General features: G+C 74.2%; 16 protein-coding genes. 7 read left to right on the top strand and 9 right to left on the bottom strand.

What is annotated here, in order from left to right:
• Positions 1 to 31: 31 nt before the first annotated feature.
• Positions 32 to 1,342 (bottom strand): trypsin-like peptidase domain-containing protein, encoded by a 1,311-nt coding sequence (locus AB0F68_RS26870; protein ID WP_357343216.1) that lies wholly within the window; start codon positions 1,340 to 1,342, stop codon positions 32 to 34.
• 209 nt (positions 1,343 to 1,551) lie between these two features.
• On the opposite strand from AB0F68_RS26870, the gene AB0F68_RS26875 reads away from it, so the two are divergent.
• Positions 1,552 to 2,202, top strand: a complete 651-nt coding sequence (locus tag AB0F68_RS26875; protein ID WP_357343218.1) for an O-methyltransferase — start codon at positions 1,552 to 1,554, stop codon at positions 2,200 to 2,202.
• A 9-nt stretch (positions 2,203 to 2,211) separates the two neighbouring features.
• On the opposite strand, the gene AB0F68_RS26880 is transcribed toward AB0F68_RS26875, so the two are convergent.
• A complete protein-coding gene (locus AB0F68_RS26880) occupies positions 2,212 to 3,669 on the bottom strand; it encodes a leucyl aminopeptidase family protein (RefSeq protein WP_357343157.1) in 1,458 nt (485 codons plus the stop codon).
• A gap of 144 nt (positions 3,670 to 3,813) precedes the next feature.
• Complete coding sequence (locus tag AB0F68_RS26885; RefSeq protein WP_013283866.1) at positions 3,814 to 3,981, bottom strand: DUF3117 domain-containing protein; 168 nt, start codon at positions 3,979 to 3,981, stop codon at positions 3,814 to 3,816.
• Positions 3,982 to 4,171: 190 nt separating this feature from the next.
• Between AB0F68_RS26885 and AB0F68_RS26890 the strand changes: the two genes are divergently transcribed.
• Together AB0F68_RS26890 and AB0F68_RS26895 are read left to right on the top strand one after the other, a co-directional pair.
• Positions 4,172 to 4,990: a PaaX family transcriptional regulator C-terminal domain-containing protein gene (locus AB0F68_RS26890; RefSeq protein WP_357343159.1), complete on the top strand. Its 819-nt coding sequence runs from the start codon at positions 4,172 to 4,174 to the stop codon at positions 4,988 to 4,990.
• A 4-nt stretch (positions 4,991 to 4,994) separates the two neighbouring features.
• Positions 4,995 to 5,786 (top strand): enoyl-CoA hydratase-related protein, encoded by a 792-nt coding sequence (locus tag AB0F68_RS26895; protein WP_357343161.1) that lies wholly within the window; start codon positions 4,995 to 4,997, stop codon positions 5,784 to 5,786.
• An 11-nt stretch (positions 5,787 to 5,797) separates the two neighbouring features.
• On the opposite strand, the gene AB0F68_RS26900 is transcribed toward AB0F68_RS26895, so the two are convergent.
• Genes AB0F68_RS26900 through AB0F68_RS26915 form a run of 4 tightly spaced genes read right to left on the bottom strand, consistent with a single transcriptional unit; the run spans position 5,798 to position 8,295 of the window.
• Positions 5,798 to 6,421 carry a hypothetical protein gene (locus AB0F68_RS26900; protein WP_357343162.1) on the bottom strand — a complete coding sequence of 208 codons (624 nt, stop codon included), beginning with the start codon at positions 6,419 to 6,421 and terminating at the stop codon, positions 5,798 to 5,800.
• Between the two features lie 55 nt (positions 6,422 to 6,476).
• Positions 6,477 to 7,061, bottom strand: coding sequence for a DNA-3-methyladenine glycosylase I (locus AB0F68_RS26905; protein ID WP_357343164.1), 585 nt, complete (start codon positions 7,059 to 7,061; stop codon positions 6,477 to 6,479).
• A 47-nt stretch (positions 7,062 to 7,108) separates the two neighbouring features.
• Complete coding sequence (locus AB0F68_RS26910) at positions 7,109 to 7,603, bottom strand: SRPBCC family protein (protein WP_357343167.1); 495 nt, start codon at positions 7,601 to 7,603, stop codon at positions 7,109 to 7,111.
• Entirely contained in the window at positions 7,600 to 8,295 is a 696-nt protein-coding gene (locus AB0F68_RS26915) for a DivIVA domain-containing protein (RefSeq protein ID WP_357343168.1), read from the bottom strand. The genes AB0F68_RS26910 and AB0F68_RS26915 overlap by 4 nt, the downstream gene beginning before the upstream one ends.
• Positions 8,296 to 8,413: 118 nt before the next feature.
• On the opposite strand from AB0F68_RS26915, the gene folP reads away from it, so the two are divergent.
• The gene (gene folP, locus AB0F68_RS26920; RefSeq protein ID WP_357343170.1) at positions 8,414 to 9,283 is read left to right on the top strand and encodes a dihydropteroate synthase; all 870 of its coding nucleotides are present in this window, start codon (positions 8,414 to 8,416) and stop codon (positions 9,281 to 9,283) included.
• Between the two features lie 5 nt (positions 9,284 to 9,288).
• Here the strand turns inward: folP and ndhC are convergent, their stop codons facing one another.
• Positions 9,289 to 9,666: an NADH-quinone oxidoreductase subunit A gene (ndhC, locus tag AB0F68_RS26925; protein WP_357343172.1), complete on the bottom strand. Its 378-nt coding sequence runs from the start codon at positions 9,664 to 9,666 to the stop codon at positions 9,289 to 9,291.
• A gap of 129 nt (positions 9,667 to 9,795) precedes the next feature.
• Here ndhC and AB0F68_RS26930 point away from each other — a divergent pair, with 129 nt between their 5' ends.
• The 3 genes from AB0F68_RS26930 (at position 9,796) to AB0F68_RS26940 (ending at position 14,399) form a co-directional block, all read left to right on the top strand.
• The gene (locus tag AB0F68_RS26930; protein ID WP_357343174.1) at positions 9,796 to 11,238 is read left to right on the top strand and encodes a hypothetical protein; all 1,443 of its coding nucleotides are present in this window, start codon (positions 9,796 to 9,798) and stop codon (positions 11,236 to 11,238) included.
• A gap of 286 nt (positions 11,239 to 11,524) precedes the next feature.
• Positions 11,525 to 13,372, top strand: a complete 1,848-nt coding sequence (locus AB0F68_RS26935; protein WP_357343176.1) for a 2-oxoacid:acceptor oxidoreductase subunit alpha — start codon at positions 11,525 to 11,527, stop codon at positions 13,370 to 13,372.
• Entirely contained in the window at positions 13,365 to 14,399 is a 1,035-nt protein-coding gene (locus tag AB0F68_RS26940; protein ID WP_357343178.1) for a 2-oxoacid:ferredoxin oxidoreductase subunit beta, read from the top strand. The genes AB0F68_RS26935 and AB0F68_RS26940 overlap by 8 nt, the downstream gene beginning before the upstream one ends.
• 66 nt (positions 14,400 to 14,465) lie before the next feature.
• Here the strand turns inward: AB0F68_RS26940 and AB0F68_RS26945 are convergent, their stop codons facing one another.
• Positions 14,466 to 15,113, bottom strand: a complete 648-nt coding sequence (locus AB0F68_RS26945; protein ID WP_357343180.1) for an NAD(P)H-dependent oxidoreductase — start codon at positions 15,111 to 15,113, stop codon at positions 14,466 to 14,468.
• Between the last annotated feature and the right edge of the window lie 53 nt (positions 15,114 to 15,166).

Raw genomic sequence — 15,166 nt, forward strand, 5'->3', positions numbered from 1 at the left:
CAGGTGGCCGACCGGGAGGGGGTGAGGGTCCTCACTTGGCGTCTGCGGCGAGCGTCACCGAGGCGTTCTGCCGATTCGACCCGCGCCGGTACTCCACCGTGACCACCGAACCCGGGGCGTACTTGCGGACCAGCGCCACCAGGTCGGTCGGGTCGTTCATCGGGTGCCCGTCCAGCCGGAGCACCACGTCCCCGGTACGCAGCCCGGCCGCCGCGGCCGGCCCGGCCGGCTCGACGCCGTTGAGGCGTACGCCGCCGCCGCTCACGCCGGTGCCGCCCACCTGGGCGCCGATCACCGTCCGCCGGGCCTTGCCGGTGCCGATGATGTCCTCGGTGACCCGCTTCGCCTGGTTGATCGGGATGGCGAAGGCGAGCCCGATGTTGCCGGCCTCCTGCCCGTCCGCGACCAGCGACTTGATCGTCGAGTTCACCCCGACCACCCGGCCGGCACCGTCGACCAGCGGGCCGCCGGAGTTGCCGTGGTTGACCGCCGCGTCGGTCTGGATCGCCGCGTAGTAGCGGGTCGGTCCGCCCGGCTCGCCGGCCATCATGGTGCGGTCCAGGGCGCTGACGATGCCGGCCGTGACCGTGTTGGCCAGGGAGAGCGGCGAGCCGATGGCGAGCACCGGGTCGCCAACGGCGAGCGCGTCGGAGTCGCCGAACTCCACCGGCTTCAGCCCCGCGCGGGTCACCTTGATGACCGCGATGTCCGACTCCGGGTCCTGCCCGACCACAGTGCCCGCCGCGCTGCTGCCGTCGTTGAAGACCACCGTGGCCTTGCCGGGACCGTCGGCGACCACGTGGTCGTTGGTGACGATGTGCCCGTCGGCGCTCACCACGAAGCCGGAGCCCTCGCTGGTGCCGCCGAGGCTGGCCACCCGGACGGTGACCACGCTGGGCAGCACCTTCTCGGCGACCCCGGCCAGTGACTCGGGCTTGCGCTGGGCCAGCGCCGGGGCCTGCCCGGCCTGCGCGCCGAGCGTCGGCACGCCCCCGCCGCCGCGCAGGAACGCGTAGGTCAGGGCGCTGCCGAGCGAGCCGGCGAGCACGGCGGTGATCAGCGAGATCAGCACCACCTGGCGCAGTCCCGGCCGGGTCGGCGCGTCCGGGTCGGTCACCGGCTCCGGCTCGCCGCTGCCGGCGATCGGGGCGGCCGGGACCACCACGGCGGCCGGCGCGTACGGGTCGCGCCAGGGGTCGGCGAGCGCGTCGGACCACCAGGGTGAGGTCGCGCCGCCCCCGGCACCCGGCGGCGGCTGCCCGGGCGCCGGCCCTCCCGCCGGTGCCGGGCTCCCGCCGGGCTGGCGCCAGTCCCAGCCGTCGGTCACGTCGGTGCCTCCCAGTCCGTCCCCCAGGGTCCCGCGCCGGGGGGCCGGCGGAGCCGACCGTGCCGTACGGGACTCCGTCCAGGATTGCACGGATGCCCCGAGTGGAGTCAGGGGTTGCCGCGCGTGATCGTCTGAGGGCCGACTCGCGGCTGCGCCCGTTGAGGCACGCCTCTAGGCTCTCAGTGCCAACCGACCCCTCGCACCACTCCGCCCGGAGGTGTCCCATCGCCACGGTCGCCGGCTCCGGCAACTCGACCGCCCAGGCGCTCCAGTTCGCCGAGTCGTACGTCACCGAGGATCTCGTGCTGCGGACGGCCCGCGCCCTCGCCCATGAGGTGGGCGTGGACGCCGTGACGCCGGGCGCCGGAGCCGCGCTGCGCCTGCTCGCCGCCGCCGGGAACGCGCGCGCGGTGGTGGAGATCGGCACCGGCACCGGAGTCAGCGGCGTCTGGCTGCTGCGCGGCATGCGCCCCGACGGCGTGCTCACCACCATCGACGTGGAGGTCGAGCACCAGCGCATCGCCCGGCGGCTGTTCCAGGAGGCGGGCTTCGCGTCGGGGCGTACCCGGATCATCACCGGCCGGGCCCTGGACGTGCTGCCGCGGCTCGCGGACGGCGCCTACGACCTGGTCTTCGTCGACGCCGAGGCGACCGGCTTCGCCGCCTGCGTGGACGCCGCGCTGCGGCTGCTGCGCCCCGGCGGCGTGCTCGCGCTCAACGGGGCCCTGGCCGGCGGCCGGATCGGCGACCCGGCCGCCCGCGACATGGAGACGGTCACCGTGCGGGAGACCATCAAGGCGATCCGCGAGTCGGAGCACTGGGTGCCGGCGCTGCTGCCCGTCGGGCACGGCCTGCTCGCCGCCGTGAAGGGCTGACCGCCCGGGTCAGCCCAGCGTGGCCAGCCAGCGCAGCAGCCCGCGGACGCCCCAACCGGTGGCGCCCTTGACCAGTTCGCCGTGCACGTCGTCCGACCAGGAGGGGGCGGACATGTCCAGGTGCGCCCAGCGGTCGCGCAGGTCGCCGGTGAACTCGCGGAGGAAGAGCGCGGCCACCACCGAGCCGGCGCCCCGGTTCGGGGAGCTGTGCAGGTCGGCGATCTCGCTGCCCAGGTACTCGACGTAGTCGTCGGCCAGCGGCATCCGCCAGGCCCGCTCGCCGGCCGCCGCGATCGCGCCCAGCAGGTCGGCGGCGAGGCCGTCGTTCTCGCTGTAGAGGGCGGCGTGCCGCTTGCCCAGCGCCACCGCGTTCGCCCCGGTCAGGGTGGCCAGGTCGACCAGCAGGTCGGGCTTCAGCTCCCGCACGGCGTACGCCATGGCGTCGGCGAGCACCAGCCGGCCCTCCGCGTCGGAGTTGGTGCTCTCGCTGGTCAGCCCGCCGTAGTGCCGGACGATGTCGCCGGGGCGGAACGCCGAGCCGCTGACCATGTTCTCGGCGAGCGGGGCCAGCGTGGTGACCCGCACCGGCAGGCCCAGCGCGGCGGCGCCCAGGGTGGCGGCGACCACGGCGGCCGCCCCGGCCATGTCCTTGCGCATCAGCTTCATGGCCGGCACCGGCTTGATCGAGATGCCGCCGCTGTCGAAGGTGATCCCCTTGCCGACCAGCACCACGTGGGTACGCGCGCCGGCCGGCCGCCAGTCCAGCTCGACCAGGCGGGGGCCGCTGGCCGAGCCGCCGCCGACGGCCAGGATGCCGCCGAAGCCCTCGGCGACCAGCTCCTCCGGCCCGCGCACCCGCAGGTGCAGGTCGGCGCGGCCGGACGCGGCGGAGGCCACCTGGGCGGCGAACCACTCCGGGTTCTTGGTGGACGAGGGGGTGTTGGTCAGGTCCCGGGCCAGCCGGGTCATCTCGGCCGTGGTCCGGGCGGTGGCCAGGATCGGCGCGAGCGCCTCCGGGTCGCCGACCACGACGTCCACCTCGGCCAGTGCGGGCCTGCCGCCGGCCTCGGTCAGGCGGTAGCGGTAGGAGCCGAGCAGCAGCCCCTCGGCCAGGCCGCGCAGTGCGTCCGGGGCTTCCGGAAGCGAAACCGTGATGTACGTCTCATCCTTGGCGGCCCGGGCCAGCGCCGCGCCGGCCACCCGCCAGTCGTGCTCGTCGCCCGCGCCGACGCCGAGCAGCCAGATCCGGGCGGGGCTGCCGCCGGGGCGCAGGTGCTCGCGTACCTCACCGGCGGCGCCGGTGAGCCGAGCGGCGGGCAGCAGCGCGACCGCCTCGGCCCGGACGTCGTCGCCGGGCGGGGCGGCAGTGGTGACCAGCGCGGCCGGGGCGTCCGGCCCTTCCGGACGAATGGGCAGGACGAGGGTGTCGGGCCGCGCGGGCCCGCTCACCAGACGAATGGCCAGCACGCTGGACCGTACCTCCGAAACTGCTCGAAGCGGGACACTTTGCCGCTCACCGACCGATGAAGGCCCTGAGCCACCGGCCGGGCCGGTGGCTCAGGGCAGGAGGAACCGTTCGCACGACGGACGTCGCGTGAACCTTTCCTCGAATCAGCCGGCGGCCGCCTTCAGCGCGTCACCCAGCGCGGTGGCCTCGTCGGGAGTCATCTCGACGACGAGCCGGCCACCACCCTCCAGCGGGACCCGCATGACGATGCCCCGGCCCTCCTTGGTGACCTCCAGCGGACCGTCGCCCGTCCGCGGCTTCATCGCCGCCATGTTGTCTCCCCTCAGACCTACACCAGGGTCGGTGGGTTGCCCCACAGCCACTTCGTCATGACCACCCGCAACCGTCGCGGGGGCGTCGACCAACGATTTTCCCTGATGAACACCGCCGGACCCAAACCGAAGCAGCATTGATGTAACAGCATCTAGCTTATCTTGGATAGGCCTGTCACAATGTGCGGTCATGCAGGCACGGTCGGCACTCTTCGACCTGTACGGCGACCATCTCCGGGCGAGGGGTGGCCGCGCACCGGTCGCCGCCCTGGTCAAGCTGCTGGCGCCGCTCGGGATCGCCCCACCGGCGGTCCGCACCGCGGTCTCCCGGATGGTCCGCCAGGGCTGGCTCGAACCCCTCCGGCTCGCCTCCGGGCCCGGATATTCGATCACACCAAAGGCGGCCCGTCGGCTGGACGAAGCGGGCGCCCGGATCTACCGCACCGGGCGGCACGCCTGGGACGGCCGGTTCGACCTGCTGGTGCTGGAGGCGCCCGGGTCCCGCCGGGACCGGCAGCGGCTCGCCGCCAACCTGACCTTCCTCGGCTACGGCACGCTGGACGACTGCACCTGGGTCGCTACCCGGCCGGGCGAGGACGTCGACGTCCTGCTCGCCGAGGCCGGGGTGCGCTACGAGCGGTTCACGGCGGCGCACGCCGCGGGCACCCCCGGTGCCATGGGCGTGGTCCGCCGCGCCTGGGACCTGGCCGAGATCGGCCGTGCGTACGAGCGGTTCGTCGCCGAGCAGAAGCCGTTGCTCACGGGCGTCACGGTGCGCAGCAGCGACGAGGAGGCGTACGCGGCCCGGTTCCGGCTCGTGCACGCGTGGCGTACGTTCCTGTTCCGGGACCCGCAACTGCCGCCGGCACTGCTCCCCGAGCGCTGGCCGGGCAGCAGCGCGGCCAGCTTCTTCGACCGGCACGCGGCCCGGCTCCGGCCGGCCGCCGACCGGTACGTCGAGCAGTGCCTCGACGCCAGCAACCGCCTCGCCCGACAGAAGGGTCGTTAGAAACGTGACCGAGCCGCTGCTCGTCGACCGCACCGACGCCGTCGTCACCCTGACGCTGAACCGCCCGACGGCGCTGAACTCGCTCGACGTGGCGCTCAAAGAGGCGCTCCGGGACACCCTGGCCGAGCTGGAGGCCGACCGGTCCTGCCGGGCGGTCGTGCTGGCCGGCGCGGGCGGCGCGTTCAGCGCCGGGCAGGACCTGCGGGAGCACGTGCAGACCCTGGAGTCCGCCGACGCCGACCCGCTGGGCACCGTGCGGGCGCACTACAACCCGATCGCCGCGCGGCTGGCCAACCTGCCCAAGCCGGTGATCGCCGCGGTGCGGGGCATGGCCGCCGGGGCGGGCGCGTCGCTGGCGTTCCTCGCCGACTTCCGGATCGGCGGCCCGAAGACCCGGTTCCTGATGGCCTTCGCCGGGGTGGGGCTGGCCGCCGACACCGGCGCCTCCTGGACGCTGCCCCGGCTGGTCGGCCACGCCAAGGCCGTCGAGCTGCTGATGCTCGCCGAGCCGGTGGGCGCCGAGGAGGCCTGCCGGCTGGGCCTGCTCAACCGGCTGGTCGACGACGACGAGCAGGTGCTCCCGGCCGCGCAGGAGCTGGCCGCCCGGCTCGCCGCCGGCCCGACCGTGGCGTACGGGGCGATCAAGCGCCAGCTCTCCATCGCCGACGCCGGCACCCTGGCCGACGCGCTGGCCGCCGAGGCCCAGGCCCAGGCGATCTGCGGCGCCACCGCCGACCACCGGGCCGCGACGATGGCCTTCGTGAACAAGCAGAAGCCGGTCTTCGAGGGCCACTGACCCGTCGCGGGTCAGTCGTCCTCTTCGGGATCCTGGTTGGCCTCGGCGCCGAGCACGAACGCCTGCATGGTCAGCTCGTCGCCGGCCGGTGAGACGAAGGCGGGCAGCTCGCGCGGGCCCAGCTCCTGCACGTAGGACCAGAAGAGCCGGACCGCCTCGGCGGGCGAGGCCGCCTCGATCGGCAGGTCGAGGCTGACCAGCCAGGAGCGGCGGGCCGGCGGCGGGCCGATCCGGTCGGCCAGCTCCCGGAAGCGGGCCGGGTCGAGCCCGGTGACCGGCCCGTCGAGGGCCAGGCCGGCGACCGGCACCGGCTCGTCGAGCACCCGCCGGGTGTACGTCACCACGAGCACGCCCGGACCGGCCTCGGACTGCGGGTCGTCCGGGTCTTCCCGGACCTCGCCGGTGGCCAGCGCGACCCGGCCGAGGGCCACCAGCCGCAGCGGCTCGTCGACCAGCACGGCGACCGGGTCACCGGGCCGGGGCCGGACGGCCGCGTCCAGCCCGGTCAGCTCCAGCGTGTCGTGGTGCACCAGCCGCTCGGCCTCGTAGCGCTCGGCGGGCAGCAGCACCGCCCAGGCGCCCGGCGCGGTGCCGCCCTCGATCGTCCCGCTCGCCCGCGACTCGGTGTCGGTCATGTCCCAATCCCATCACGCCGGACCGGGGCCGGTCCCGGCGCGTCTGCCGTCCGGGTCACGCCCCGGCGGGGTCGCGGGCCGCGTGGCAGTCGGCGAGGTGGTCGTCGACCATGCCGGTGGCCTGCATGAGCGCGTAGGCCGTGGTCGGCCCGACGAAGCGGAAGCCGCTCTTCTTGAGCGCCTTGGCCATCGCGGTGGACTCCGGGGTGAGCGCCGGCACCTCCGCGAACGACCGTGGCCGGGCCGCCCGGGGCGGCGGCGCGTAGGACCAGAGCAGCGCGGAGAGGCCGTCGGGCAGCGCCAGGGCGGCCCGGGCGTTGGCGATGGCCGCCTCGACCTTGGCCCGGTTGCGGACGATCCCCGCGTCGGCCAGCAGCCGGGCCACGTCGGCCTTGCCGTAGCCGGCGACCTTCTCGATCCGGAACTCGTCGAAGGCGAGCCGGAACGCGGGCCGCTTGCGCAGGATGGTCAGCCAGGACAGGCCGGACTGGAACGCCTCCAGGGTCAGCCGCTCGTAGAGCGTGTCGTCGCCGCGCAGCGGCCGGCCCCACTCCTCGTCGTGGTAGACGGCGTAGTCCGGGGTGCTCGCTCCCCAGGCGCAGCGGGGCAGCCCGTCGGCGCCGGTCACCAGGTCAGTCACGTCGTACACGGTAGGTCAGCCCACCGACAACGGCGGCGAGCGGCCGGTCAGGGCAGCCGGCCCTGCTCCACCAGCCGGGCGAACTTCTTCAACGCCTGGGTCAGGCTGAACTTCGAGCCGGGCCAGAGCACCGGCCAGGCCACCCGGCCGGCCGTCCCACCGGGCAGGTGGAACCACTCGTGCCAGACCACCTGGGTCCGGTTCCGCTCCATGGGGGTGCAGCGCAGCACACCGGGGCCGCGCAGCAGCTTGCCGCAGTGCACCACCCCGACCTCGTACGGCGCGTCCACCCGGACCACCCGCATCTCGTCGCGGAGCACGGCCGGGCCGATCGTGGTGACCGCCTCGACCAGGCTCCCCTCGCCGCCGTCCCCCTCGACCACCCGGACGGTGGTGAGCGGGATCCAGTCGGACTGCCGCTCCCAGGCGGTCAGCGCGGCGAAGACCCGCTCGGCGGGCGCTTCGACGATCACCGTCGCGGTGACCTCGGCGGCCCCGGGCTGCGCCGCCTCGGCGAAGCCGGCGCCGCCCGCGCCGGTCACGCGGACTCCGAGCGGACCACCGGTCCGCGCTCCCGATCGGTGTCGTCCTCGGCGGCGGCGTCGTGGTCGGCCGGGGTGGCGGTCGGGTCGGTGGGCGGCCGGAGGCCGACCTCGGGCGGGGTCTGGTCGACCGGGGCCGCCACCGGGGTGATCGGGGCCGGCCGGCCGGTGGCCGCCGCCGGGGTGGCGGCGGACGGCAGGGTGGCCACGTCCTCGACGGCGGCGGCGGCCGGGGCCTCCGCCACGCCGGCCTCGGCGGTGAGCGGCTCGGCGTCGGCGGCGGGCGGGTCGGTGGCCGGCGGCGGGGCGGAGGCCTCCGCCTCCGAACCGGTCGCGGCGGCCTCCGCGCGGGCGCGGCGCAGCGCCTCGGCCTCCTCCGTCCGGCCCTCGCGGAGCGCGGCGTTCTCGGCCTCCAGCACGCCGATCAGCTCGGACTTGTAGCCGATGTCGTACGCGGCCCGGCGCATCGCCGCGTCGACCTGGGCCATCCGGTAGCCGCGCAGCGCGGTGTCGAAGCGCACCTCGGCGACGTCCGACTCGTCCAGCGGGCGGCTGCCCGGCAGGGGCACGGCCCGCCCGTCCGGCTCGGCCGGCGCGAGGCCCGGATCCCGCCCGGAGACCAGCACCGTCACCCCGAACACCACGGCCGCGACGGTCAGCGCGACGACCAAGAGGAGCAGAACCTCACCCATGGGGAGATCGTGGCATGCGGGCGGGGATCGGGCGAGCCCTCCGCCGCCTCCGATCCGAATCGCCGGACCGGATAGCGTCGGGGGCGACCGGCGGGAGATCGGCGATGAGGAGGCGGGCATGACCGGGGCGCTGCGGCTCGGCGGACGGACCTTCTCCCCGGGCGAGCTGGTGGTGATGGCGATCGTCAACCGCACGCCGGACTCGTTCTTCGACAAGGGCGCCACGTTCGCGCAGGACAGCGCGCTGCGCGCGGTCGAGCGGGCGGTGACCGAGGGCGCCGAGATCATCGACATCGGCGGGGTGAAGGCCGGCCCGGGCGACGAGGTCGACGTGACCGAGGAGATCCGGCGCACGGTGGACACCATCGCCGCGGTCCGGGCCGCCTTCCCGGACGTGGTCATCTCGATCGACACCTGGCGCGCCGAGGTGGCGGTGGAGGCGGTGGCGGCCGGCGCCGACCTGCTCAACGACACCTGGTCGGGAGCGGATCCCGCACTGGCCCGGGTCGCCGCGGCGACCGGCGCCGGACTGGTCTGCTCGCACGCCGGCGGGCTCCCCCCGCGGACCCGGCCGCACCGGGCCGCGTTCGACGACGTGGTGGCCGACGTGGTCGCCACGGTCACCGGCCTCGCCGAGCGCGCGGTCGGCCTCGGCGTACGCCGGGACGGGATCCTGATCGACCCGGCGCACGACTTCGGCAAGAACACCCGGCACTCGTTGGAGATCACCCGTCGGCTGGGCGAGCTGACCGACACCGGCTGGCCACTGCTGGTGGCCCTGTCGAACAAGGACTTCATCGGCGAGACGCTGGACCTGCCGGTGCCCGACCGGTTGGAGGGCACCTTGGCGGCCACCGCCGTCTCGGCCTGGCTCGGCGCCCGGGTGTTCCGCGCCCACCAGGTCCGCGAGACCCGTCGGGTGCTGGACATGGTGGCCTCGATCCGGGGGGACCGGCCGCCGGCCCTGACCCGCCGCGGGCTGGCCTGAGCCGGTCAGGTCCAGCGCAGGATGTTCCGGCGCCAGGCGTAGAGGATGCCGAGCGCCACCACGGCGACGAAGACGCCCATCTCCACCACGGTGGTCACGCCGTACCCGGGCCGGTCGAAGATCAGCGCCCAGGGGAAGAGGAAGACCGCCTCCACGGCGAAGAGCACGTACAGGTAGGCGTAGACGTAGTAGCGGATCTGCATCTGCGCCCAGTCGCCGCCGACCGGGTCGAGACCGCACTCATAGCTGGCCCGCTTGCCCCAGGGATCGGCCGGACGGCCAGGACGTAACACCCGATTGGCTGAGAACGCCGTAACGAAGAAGAGCACGGCGGCGAGCAGCAGGAGACCGAGCGTGGCGTACGAGCCGAGGTAACCGGTCACGGTCGGGAGCCTACCGGGCCGGCCGTCACGACACACGAAACACGTTACGTATTTGTTTCCTCTGGGGACTAGTGCCCGAAGGCAACTGTTGCCAAATAATGAAACCTCACTGAGCGTCACGGAGGACCCATGGCCCGCCCCCGCGTACGGCCCGCTCGGCGCGCCCCGCTTCGAGGTGTCCCCAGACTGCTCGTACCCGCGCTGGTCGCCGGGATCGCGGCGGCCGCCGCGATGTCGCCCGCTTGGGCGACGCCCTCGCCGACCGTGAGCGGGGTGGTCCGGGTGGCCGAGCCGGGCGACCCGGAGGAGCCGGGCGGCGAGCCCGGCGCCGACCCGACCGAGGCCACGCCCACCGTGGACCCCACGGCGACGGAGCCGGCGCCGACCAGTCCGCCGCCGACCGAGGCCCCATCGCCCACGTCGCCGGCGCCGACCACCACCGTGCCGGAGACGCCGACCACCGCGCCCGGTGAACCGGCGCCCACCACCACCGCGCCGACCGCCACCACGCCGGCTCCCCCGCCGGTCGGGCCGCCGCCCGCCGGGCCGCCGCCGGGCCAGCCGGGCCAGCCGGCCGGCACCCCGCTCGGCGTGCGGGTCACCACCGAGGACGTCGTGCTGACCTCGGCCTACTGGAACGCGGACAGCACGGTGACCACGCTGCGGGTGACGGTGACCAACGCCGGTGGCCGGACGGAGTCGATCCGCCTCGGCTACACCCTGCCGGCCGGCCTGACCGACGCCGGTACTCCCGGCTGCGCGTCCGCCGGCGGCGGCAGCCACCGCTGCGGCGAGTGGACCGCCGCCCCGGGCGCCCGGTTCCGCACCTCGATCCGGGTCCGGGTCGCCGGCGACGCCTGGCGGTCCATGCCGCTGAGCGGGTCGGTCCAGGTCACCGCCACCGCGCCCGGGGTGGCCGGCGCGGCCGGCGACGACGAGGGCTTCGCGGTCCTCTTCCCGCCCGGGCCGCCGGTGCCCGGCATCTCGCTCCGCGCCGACGAGGTGCTCTTCGACATCAGCGGCGCACCCAGCACCCTGACGGTCCGCCTCGGCAACACCGGCAAGGTCGACGCCGCCGGCCGGGTCGACGTGGTCCTCCCCGCCGGGGTGACCGTCACCGGCCCGCCGGGCGGCTGCGCCCCGGCGGCCCCGGACCGGACCCGGTGCGAGCTGGGCACCATCGCGGCCGGCCGGACCATCACCCTGAGCCTGCCGGTGACCGCCTCGGCGGAGGCCCAGCGCCGCGCCCCGCTGGCCGGCGCGGTGGTCGGGCGGCTGGATCCGCGCAGCGGTCGGGACCGGCAGGTGCAGATGAGCTTCCGGATCACCGCCGCGGCCGCGCTGGCCACCCCGACGGTCGGGGCACCCGCCCCGACCGGCTCGCAGGGCGTGGTGGCCGCCGCCGCCGGGCAGACCGCCGACGAAGGCAACTCGGTGCACCTGACGGCGGTCACCCTGATCGGGGTCTCCGGGCTGCTGGTGGTGCTCGCGCTGGCCCTGGCCACCACGTCGCTGCGCCGCCGCACAGGAGCCGCGACGACGGACCCGGTCGCCCGCCCCGCGGAGGAATGAGTCGCGGAGGCGCCGGGCCGGTGCGGTGATCTGAATTACGGGCCGCGGTACTAAACGCCGCAAAGCCGGGCATACAGCGGCCCGATCAGGTCCCATACGTCGGACCTCCACCAAGGTTGCCCTAAGGGACCGACGTAGGCTCTGACGTGAGAAATGTAGCGGGCCGGACCAGCGACGGACGGCCGGCGACAGCAGCGCGTCTAGGAGGGCACGTGGCCGGGCAAGGCGGGGTCACCATCACGTTCAGCCGCCCGTGCGACGGCGCTCAGCGAAGCGAGGTACGGGCGTGACCAAGCAGATCCGTCAACTGGACCGGGTGGTCATCCGGTTCGCCGGCGACTCCGGCGACGGCATGCAGCTCACCGGTGACCGGTTCACCTCTGAGACGGCGCAACTGGGCAACGACATCTCCACGTTGCCCAACTTCCCGGCGGAGATCCGCGCCCCCGCCGGCACCCTGCCGGGCGTGTCGAGCTTCCAGGTGCACTTCGCCGACTACGACATCCTGACCCCCGGCGACGCGCCGAACGTGCTGGTGGCGATGAACCCCGCCGCGCTCAAGGCCAACCTGGCCGATCTGCCGCGCGGCGCGGACATCATCGTCAACACCGACGAGTTCACCCGGCGCAACCTGGCCAAGGTGGGCTACGCGACCAGCCCGCTCGAGGACGACTCGCTCGCCGGCTACGTGGTGCACCCGGTCGCGCTGACCTCGATGACGATCGGCGCGCTCGCCGAGCAGGAGGTGTCCAAGAAGGACGCCGAACGGGCCAAGAACATGTTCGCCCTCGGCCTGCTGAGCTGGATGTACTCCCGCCCGTACGAGTCGACGCTGCGCTTCCTGGAGCGCAAGTTCGCGGCCCGCCCCGAGCTGGTCGCGGCGAACGTGGCGGCCTTCCGGGCCGGCTGGAACTTCGGCGAGACCACCGAGGACTTCTCCGTCCGCTATGAGGTCAAGCCGGCGAAGATGCTGCCCGGCACCTACCGGAACATCACCGGCAACGCGGCGCTGTCGCTGGGCCTGGTGGCCGCCGGGGTCCGCTCCGGGCTGCCGGTCTTCCTCGGCGCCTACCCGATCACCCCGGCCTCGGACATCCTGCACGAGCTGAGCAAGCACAAGAAGTTCGGCGTGGTCACCATGCAGGCCGAGGACGAGATCGCCGCGGTCGGCGCGGCGCTGGGCGCCTCGTACGGCGGCTCGCTCGGCATCACCACCACCAGCGGCCCGGGCGTCGCGCTGAAGAGCGAGACCATCTCCCTGGCCGTGGCGCTGGAGCTGCCGCTGGTCATCGTCGACGTGCAGCGGGCCGGGCCGTCCACCGGCATGCCCACCAAGACCGAGCAGGCCGACCTCAACCTGGCCCTGTACGGCCGGCACGGCGAGGCCCCGGTCGCGGTGATCGCGCCGAAGTCGCCGGCCGACTGCTTCCACGCGGCCCTGGAGGCGGCCCGGATCGCCCTCACCTACCGCACCCCGGTGCTCCTGCTGTCGGACAACTACGTGGCCAACGGCTCCGAGCCGTGGCTGCTGCCGGACGTGGAGAGCCTGCCCGACCTGCGGGTCGAGTTCGCCAGCCGGCCCAACGGCGAGGACGGCACCACCTTCCTGCCCTACCTGCGGGATCCGGAGACGCTGGCCCGCCCGTGGGCCATCCCGGGCACCCCGGGCCTGGAGCACCGGATCGGCGGCCTGGAGAAGGCCGACAAGACCGGCGACATCTCGTACGACCCGGCGAACCACGACTTCATGGTGCGCACCCGGGCGGCCCGGATCGAGACCATCCCGGTGCCGGACGTCGAGGTGGAGGACCCGGACGGCGACGCCCGGGTGCTGGTGCTCGGCTGGGGCTCGACGTACGGCCCGATCGGCGCCGCCTGCCGGGGCCTGCGGCAGCGCGGGCTCTCCGTCGCCCAGGCGCACCTGCGCCACCTGGCCCCGATGCCGGCCAACCTCGGCGAGGTGCTGCGCGCGTACGACCGGGTGGTCATCCCCGAGATGAACCTCGGCCAGCTCGCCCACGTGATCCGGGCGAAGTACCTGGTCGACGCGATCGGCTACAACCAGGTCCGCGGCCTGCCCTTCACCGCCGCCGAGCTGGAGACGATGCTGGAAGAGGTCCTGAAGAATGTCTGAGCCCGTCGCCCTCAAGCTCACCGCCAAGGACTTCAAGTCCGACCAGGAGGTGCGCTGGTGCCCCGGTTGCGGCGACTACGCCATCCTGGCGGCCGTCCAGGGCTTCATGCCGGAGCTGAACATCCCCCGGGAGAACATCGTCTTCATCTCGGGCATCGGCTGCTCGTCCCGCTTCCCGTACTACATGAACACCTACGGGATGCACTCGATCCACGGCCGCGCCCCGGCGATCGCCACCGGCCTGTCGGTGACCCGGCCGGACCTGTCGGTCTGGGTCGTCACCGGTGACGGCGACGCCCTCTCCATCGGCGGCAACCACCTCATCCACTCGCTGCGCCGCAACGTCAACCTCAAGATCCTGCTGTTCAACAACCGGATCTACGGCCTGACCAAGGGGCAGTACTCGCCGACCTCCGAGATCGGCAAGGTGACCAAGTCGACGCCGGTAGGCTCGGCGGACGCCCCGTTCAACCCGCTGTCGCTGGCGCTCGGCGCGGAGGCCACCTTCGTGGCCCGGACCATCGACTCCGACCGCAAGCACCTCCAGTCGGTGCTGCGGGCCGCCGCCGAGCACCAGGGCTCCGCGTTCGTGGAGATCTACCAGAACTGCAACATCTTCAACGACGGCGCGTTCGACCCGCTCAAGGAGCCGGCCACCCGGGACGACTTCCTGATCCGGCTGGAGCACGGTCAGCCGATCACCTTCGGCAAGGACGGCCAGTTCTGCGTGGTGCACCCGCCGGGCGGCTTCGGGCTGGAGGTCCGGGAGACGGCGGGCACCCCGGCGGAGGAGATCGTGGTGCACGACGCCACGGTCGCCGACCCGGCGTACGCGTTCGCGCTGTCCCGGCTGCCCGGGCTCGACCTGCGGAACACCCCGATCGGCGTGTTCCGCTCGGTTACCCGCTCGTCGTACGACAGCGTGGTGCAGGAGCAGGTCGCCGCGGCGAAGGCCGCCGTCGACCAGACCCCCGAGCAGCAGCTCGCCGGCCTGCTCTCCACCGGCGACACCTGGACGATCCTCTGACGCGTCCTTGACGACGACCGCGAGGGCGGGCCGTTCCCCAGGGAACGGCCCGCCCTCGTCGTCGGATCAGGCCACGGCCGAGGCCGGCACCCACAGCTCGTCGATGGCCCGCTCGGCCGACGCGAGGCTCTGCTCGTGCAGCGGGATCAGCTCGGCCATAGCCGGGGTGACCGGCGCCAGGGTCAGCTCAGCCGAGATGAAGCGCGGCTCCAGGCCGGTCATCGACAGGCCGTGCGGGAGCCAGGGCTCGGCGTGGTCCCAGCCCTCGCGCGGGGTGCCCGGGCCGTAGCCGCCACCCCGGGTGCCCAGCACGATGAACTCGCGACCGCCGAGCAGGCCGCCCCCGGTGGCCGGGTCGTACGCGATGCCGGGCGCGATGAGGTGGTCGACCCACGTCTTCACGCTGCTCGGCGCGCCGTAGTTGTAGAGCGGAAGGCCGAGCAGGATCGTGTCGGCCCGCTTCACCTCGTCCACCAGCCGCTCGCTCAGCTGCCAGGAGGCGCGCTGCGACGGGGTGTGCTGCTCCGCCGGCACCATCCGGGCCAGGCCACCGGCCTCGTCCAGGTGCGGCAGCGGCTCCCGGCCGAGATCGCGGTAGGTGACCGTGCCGCCCGGATGGGCGGCGCGCCACGCGGCGGCGGCGCGGGCGGTGAGCCGCCGGCTGATTGAGTGCTCGCCCCGGATGCTGGAGTCGATGTACAACAGGTGTGCCACTTGGTTAACCCTCCACAGATCGTTTGTGTAGCGCCAACCATTTATAGCAGGCC

Source organism: Micromonospora sp. NPDC023966, assembly GCF_040639095.1.
Lineage (GTDB): Bacteria > Actinomycetota > Actinomycetes > Mycobacteriales > Micromonosporaceae > Micromonospora.

What these genes read in the sequence shown, in the direction of transcription:
- AB0F68_RS26885 (WP_013283866.1), bottom strand. Translation starts at nt 3,981, where the DNA reads ATGGCGGCGATGAAGCCGCGGACGGGCGACGGTCCGCTGGAGGTCACC.
- AB0F68_RS26890 (WP_357343159.1), top strand. Translation starts at nt 4,172, where the DNA reads ATGCAGGCACGGTCGGCACTCTTCGACCTGTACGGCGACCATCTCCGG.
- AB0F68_RS26900 (WP_357343162.1), bottom strand. Translation starts at nt 6,421, where the DNA reads ATGACCGACACCGAGTCGCGGGCGAGCGGGACGATCGAGGGCGGCACC.
- AB0F68_RS26915 (WP_357343168.1), bottom strand. Translation starts at nt 8,295, where the DNA reads ATGGGTGAGGTTCTGCTCCTCTTGGTCGTCGCGCTGACCGTCGCGGCC.
- folP (WP_357343170.1), top strand. Translation starts at nt 8,414, where the DNA reads ATGACCGGGGCGCTGCGGCTCGGCGGACGGACCTTCTCCCCGGGCGAG.
- AB0F68_RS26930 (WP_357343174.1), top strand. Translation starts at nt 9,796, where the DNA reads ATGGCCCGCCCCCGCGTACGGCCCGCTCGGCGCGCCCCGCTTCGAGGT.
- AB0F68_RS26940 (WP_357343178.1), top strand. Translation starts at nt 13,365, where the DNA reads ATGTCTGAGCCCGTCGCCCTCAAGCTCACCGCCAAGGACTTCAAGTCC.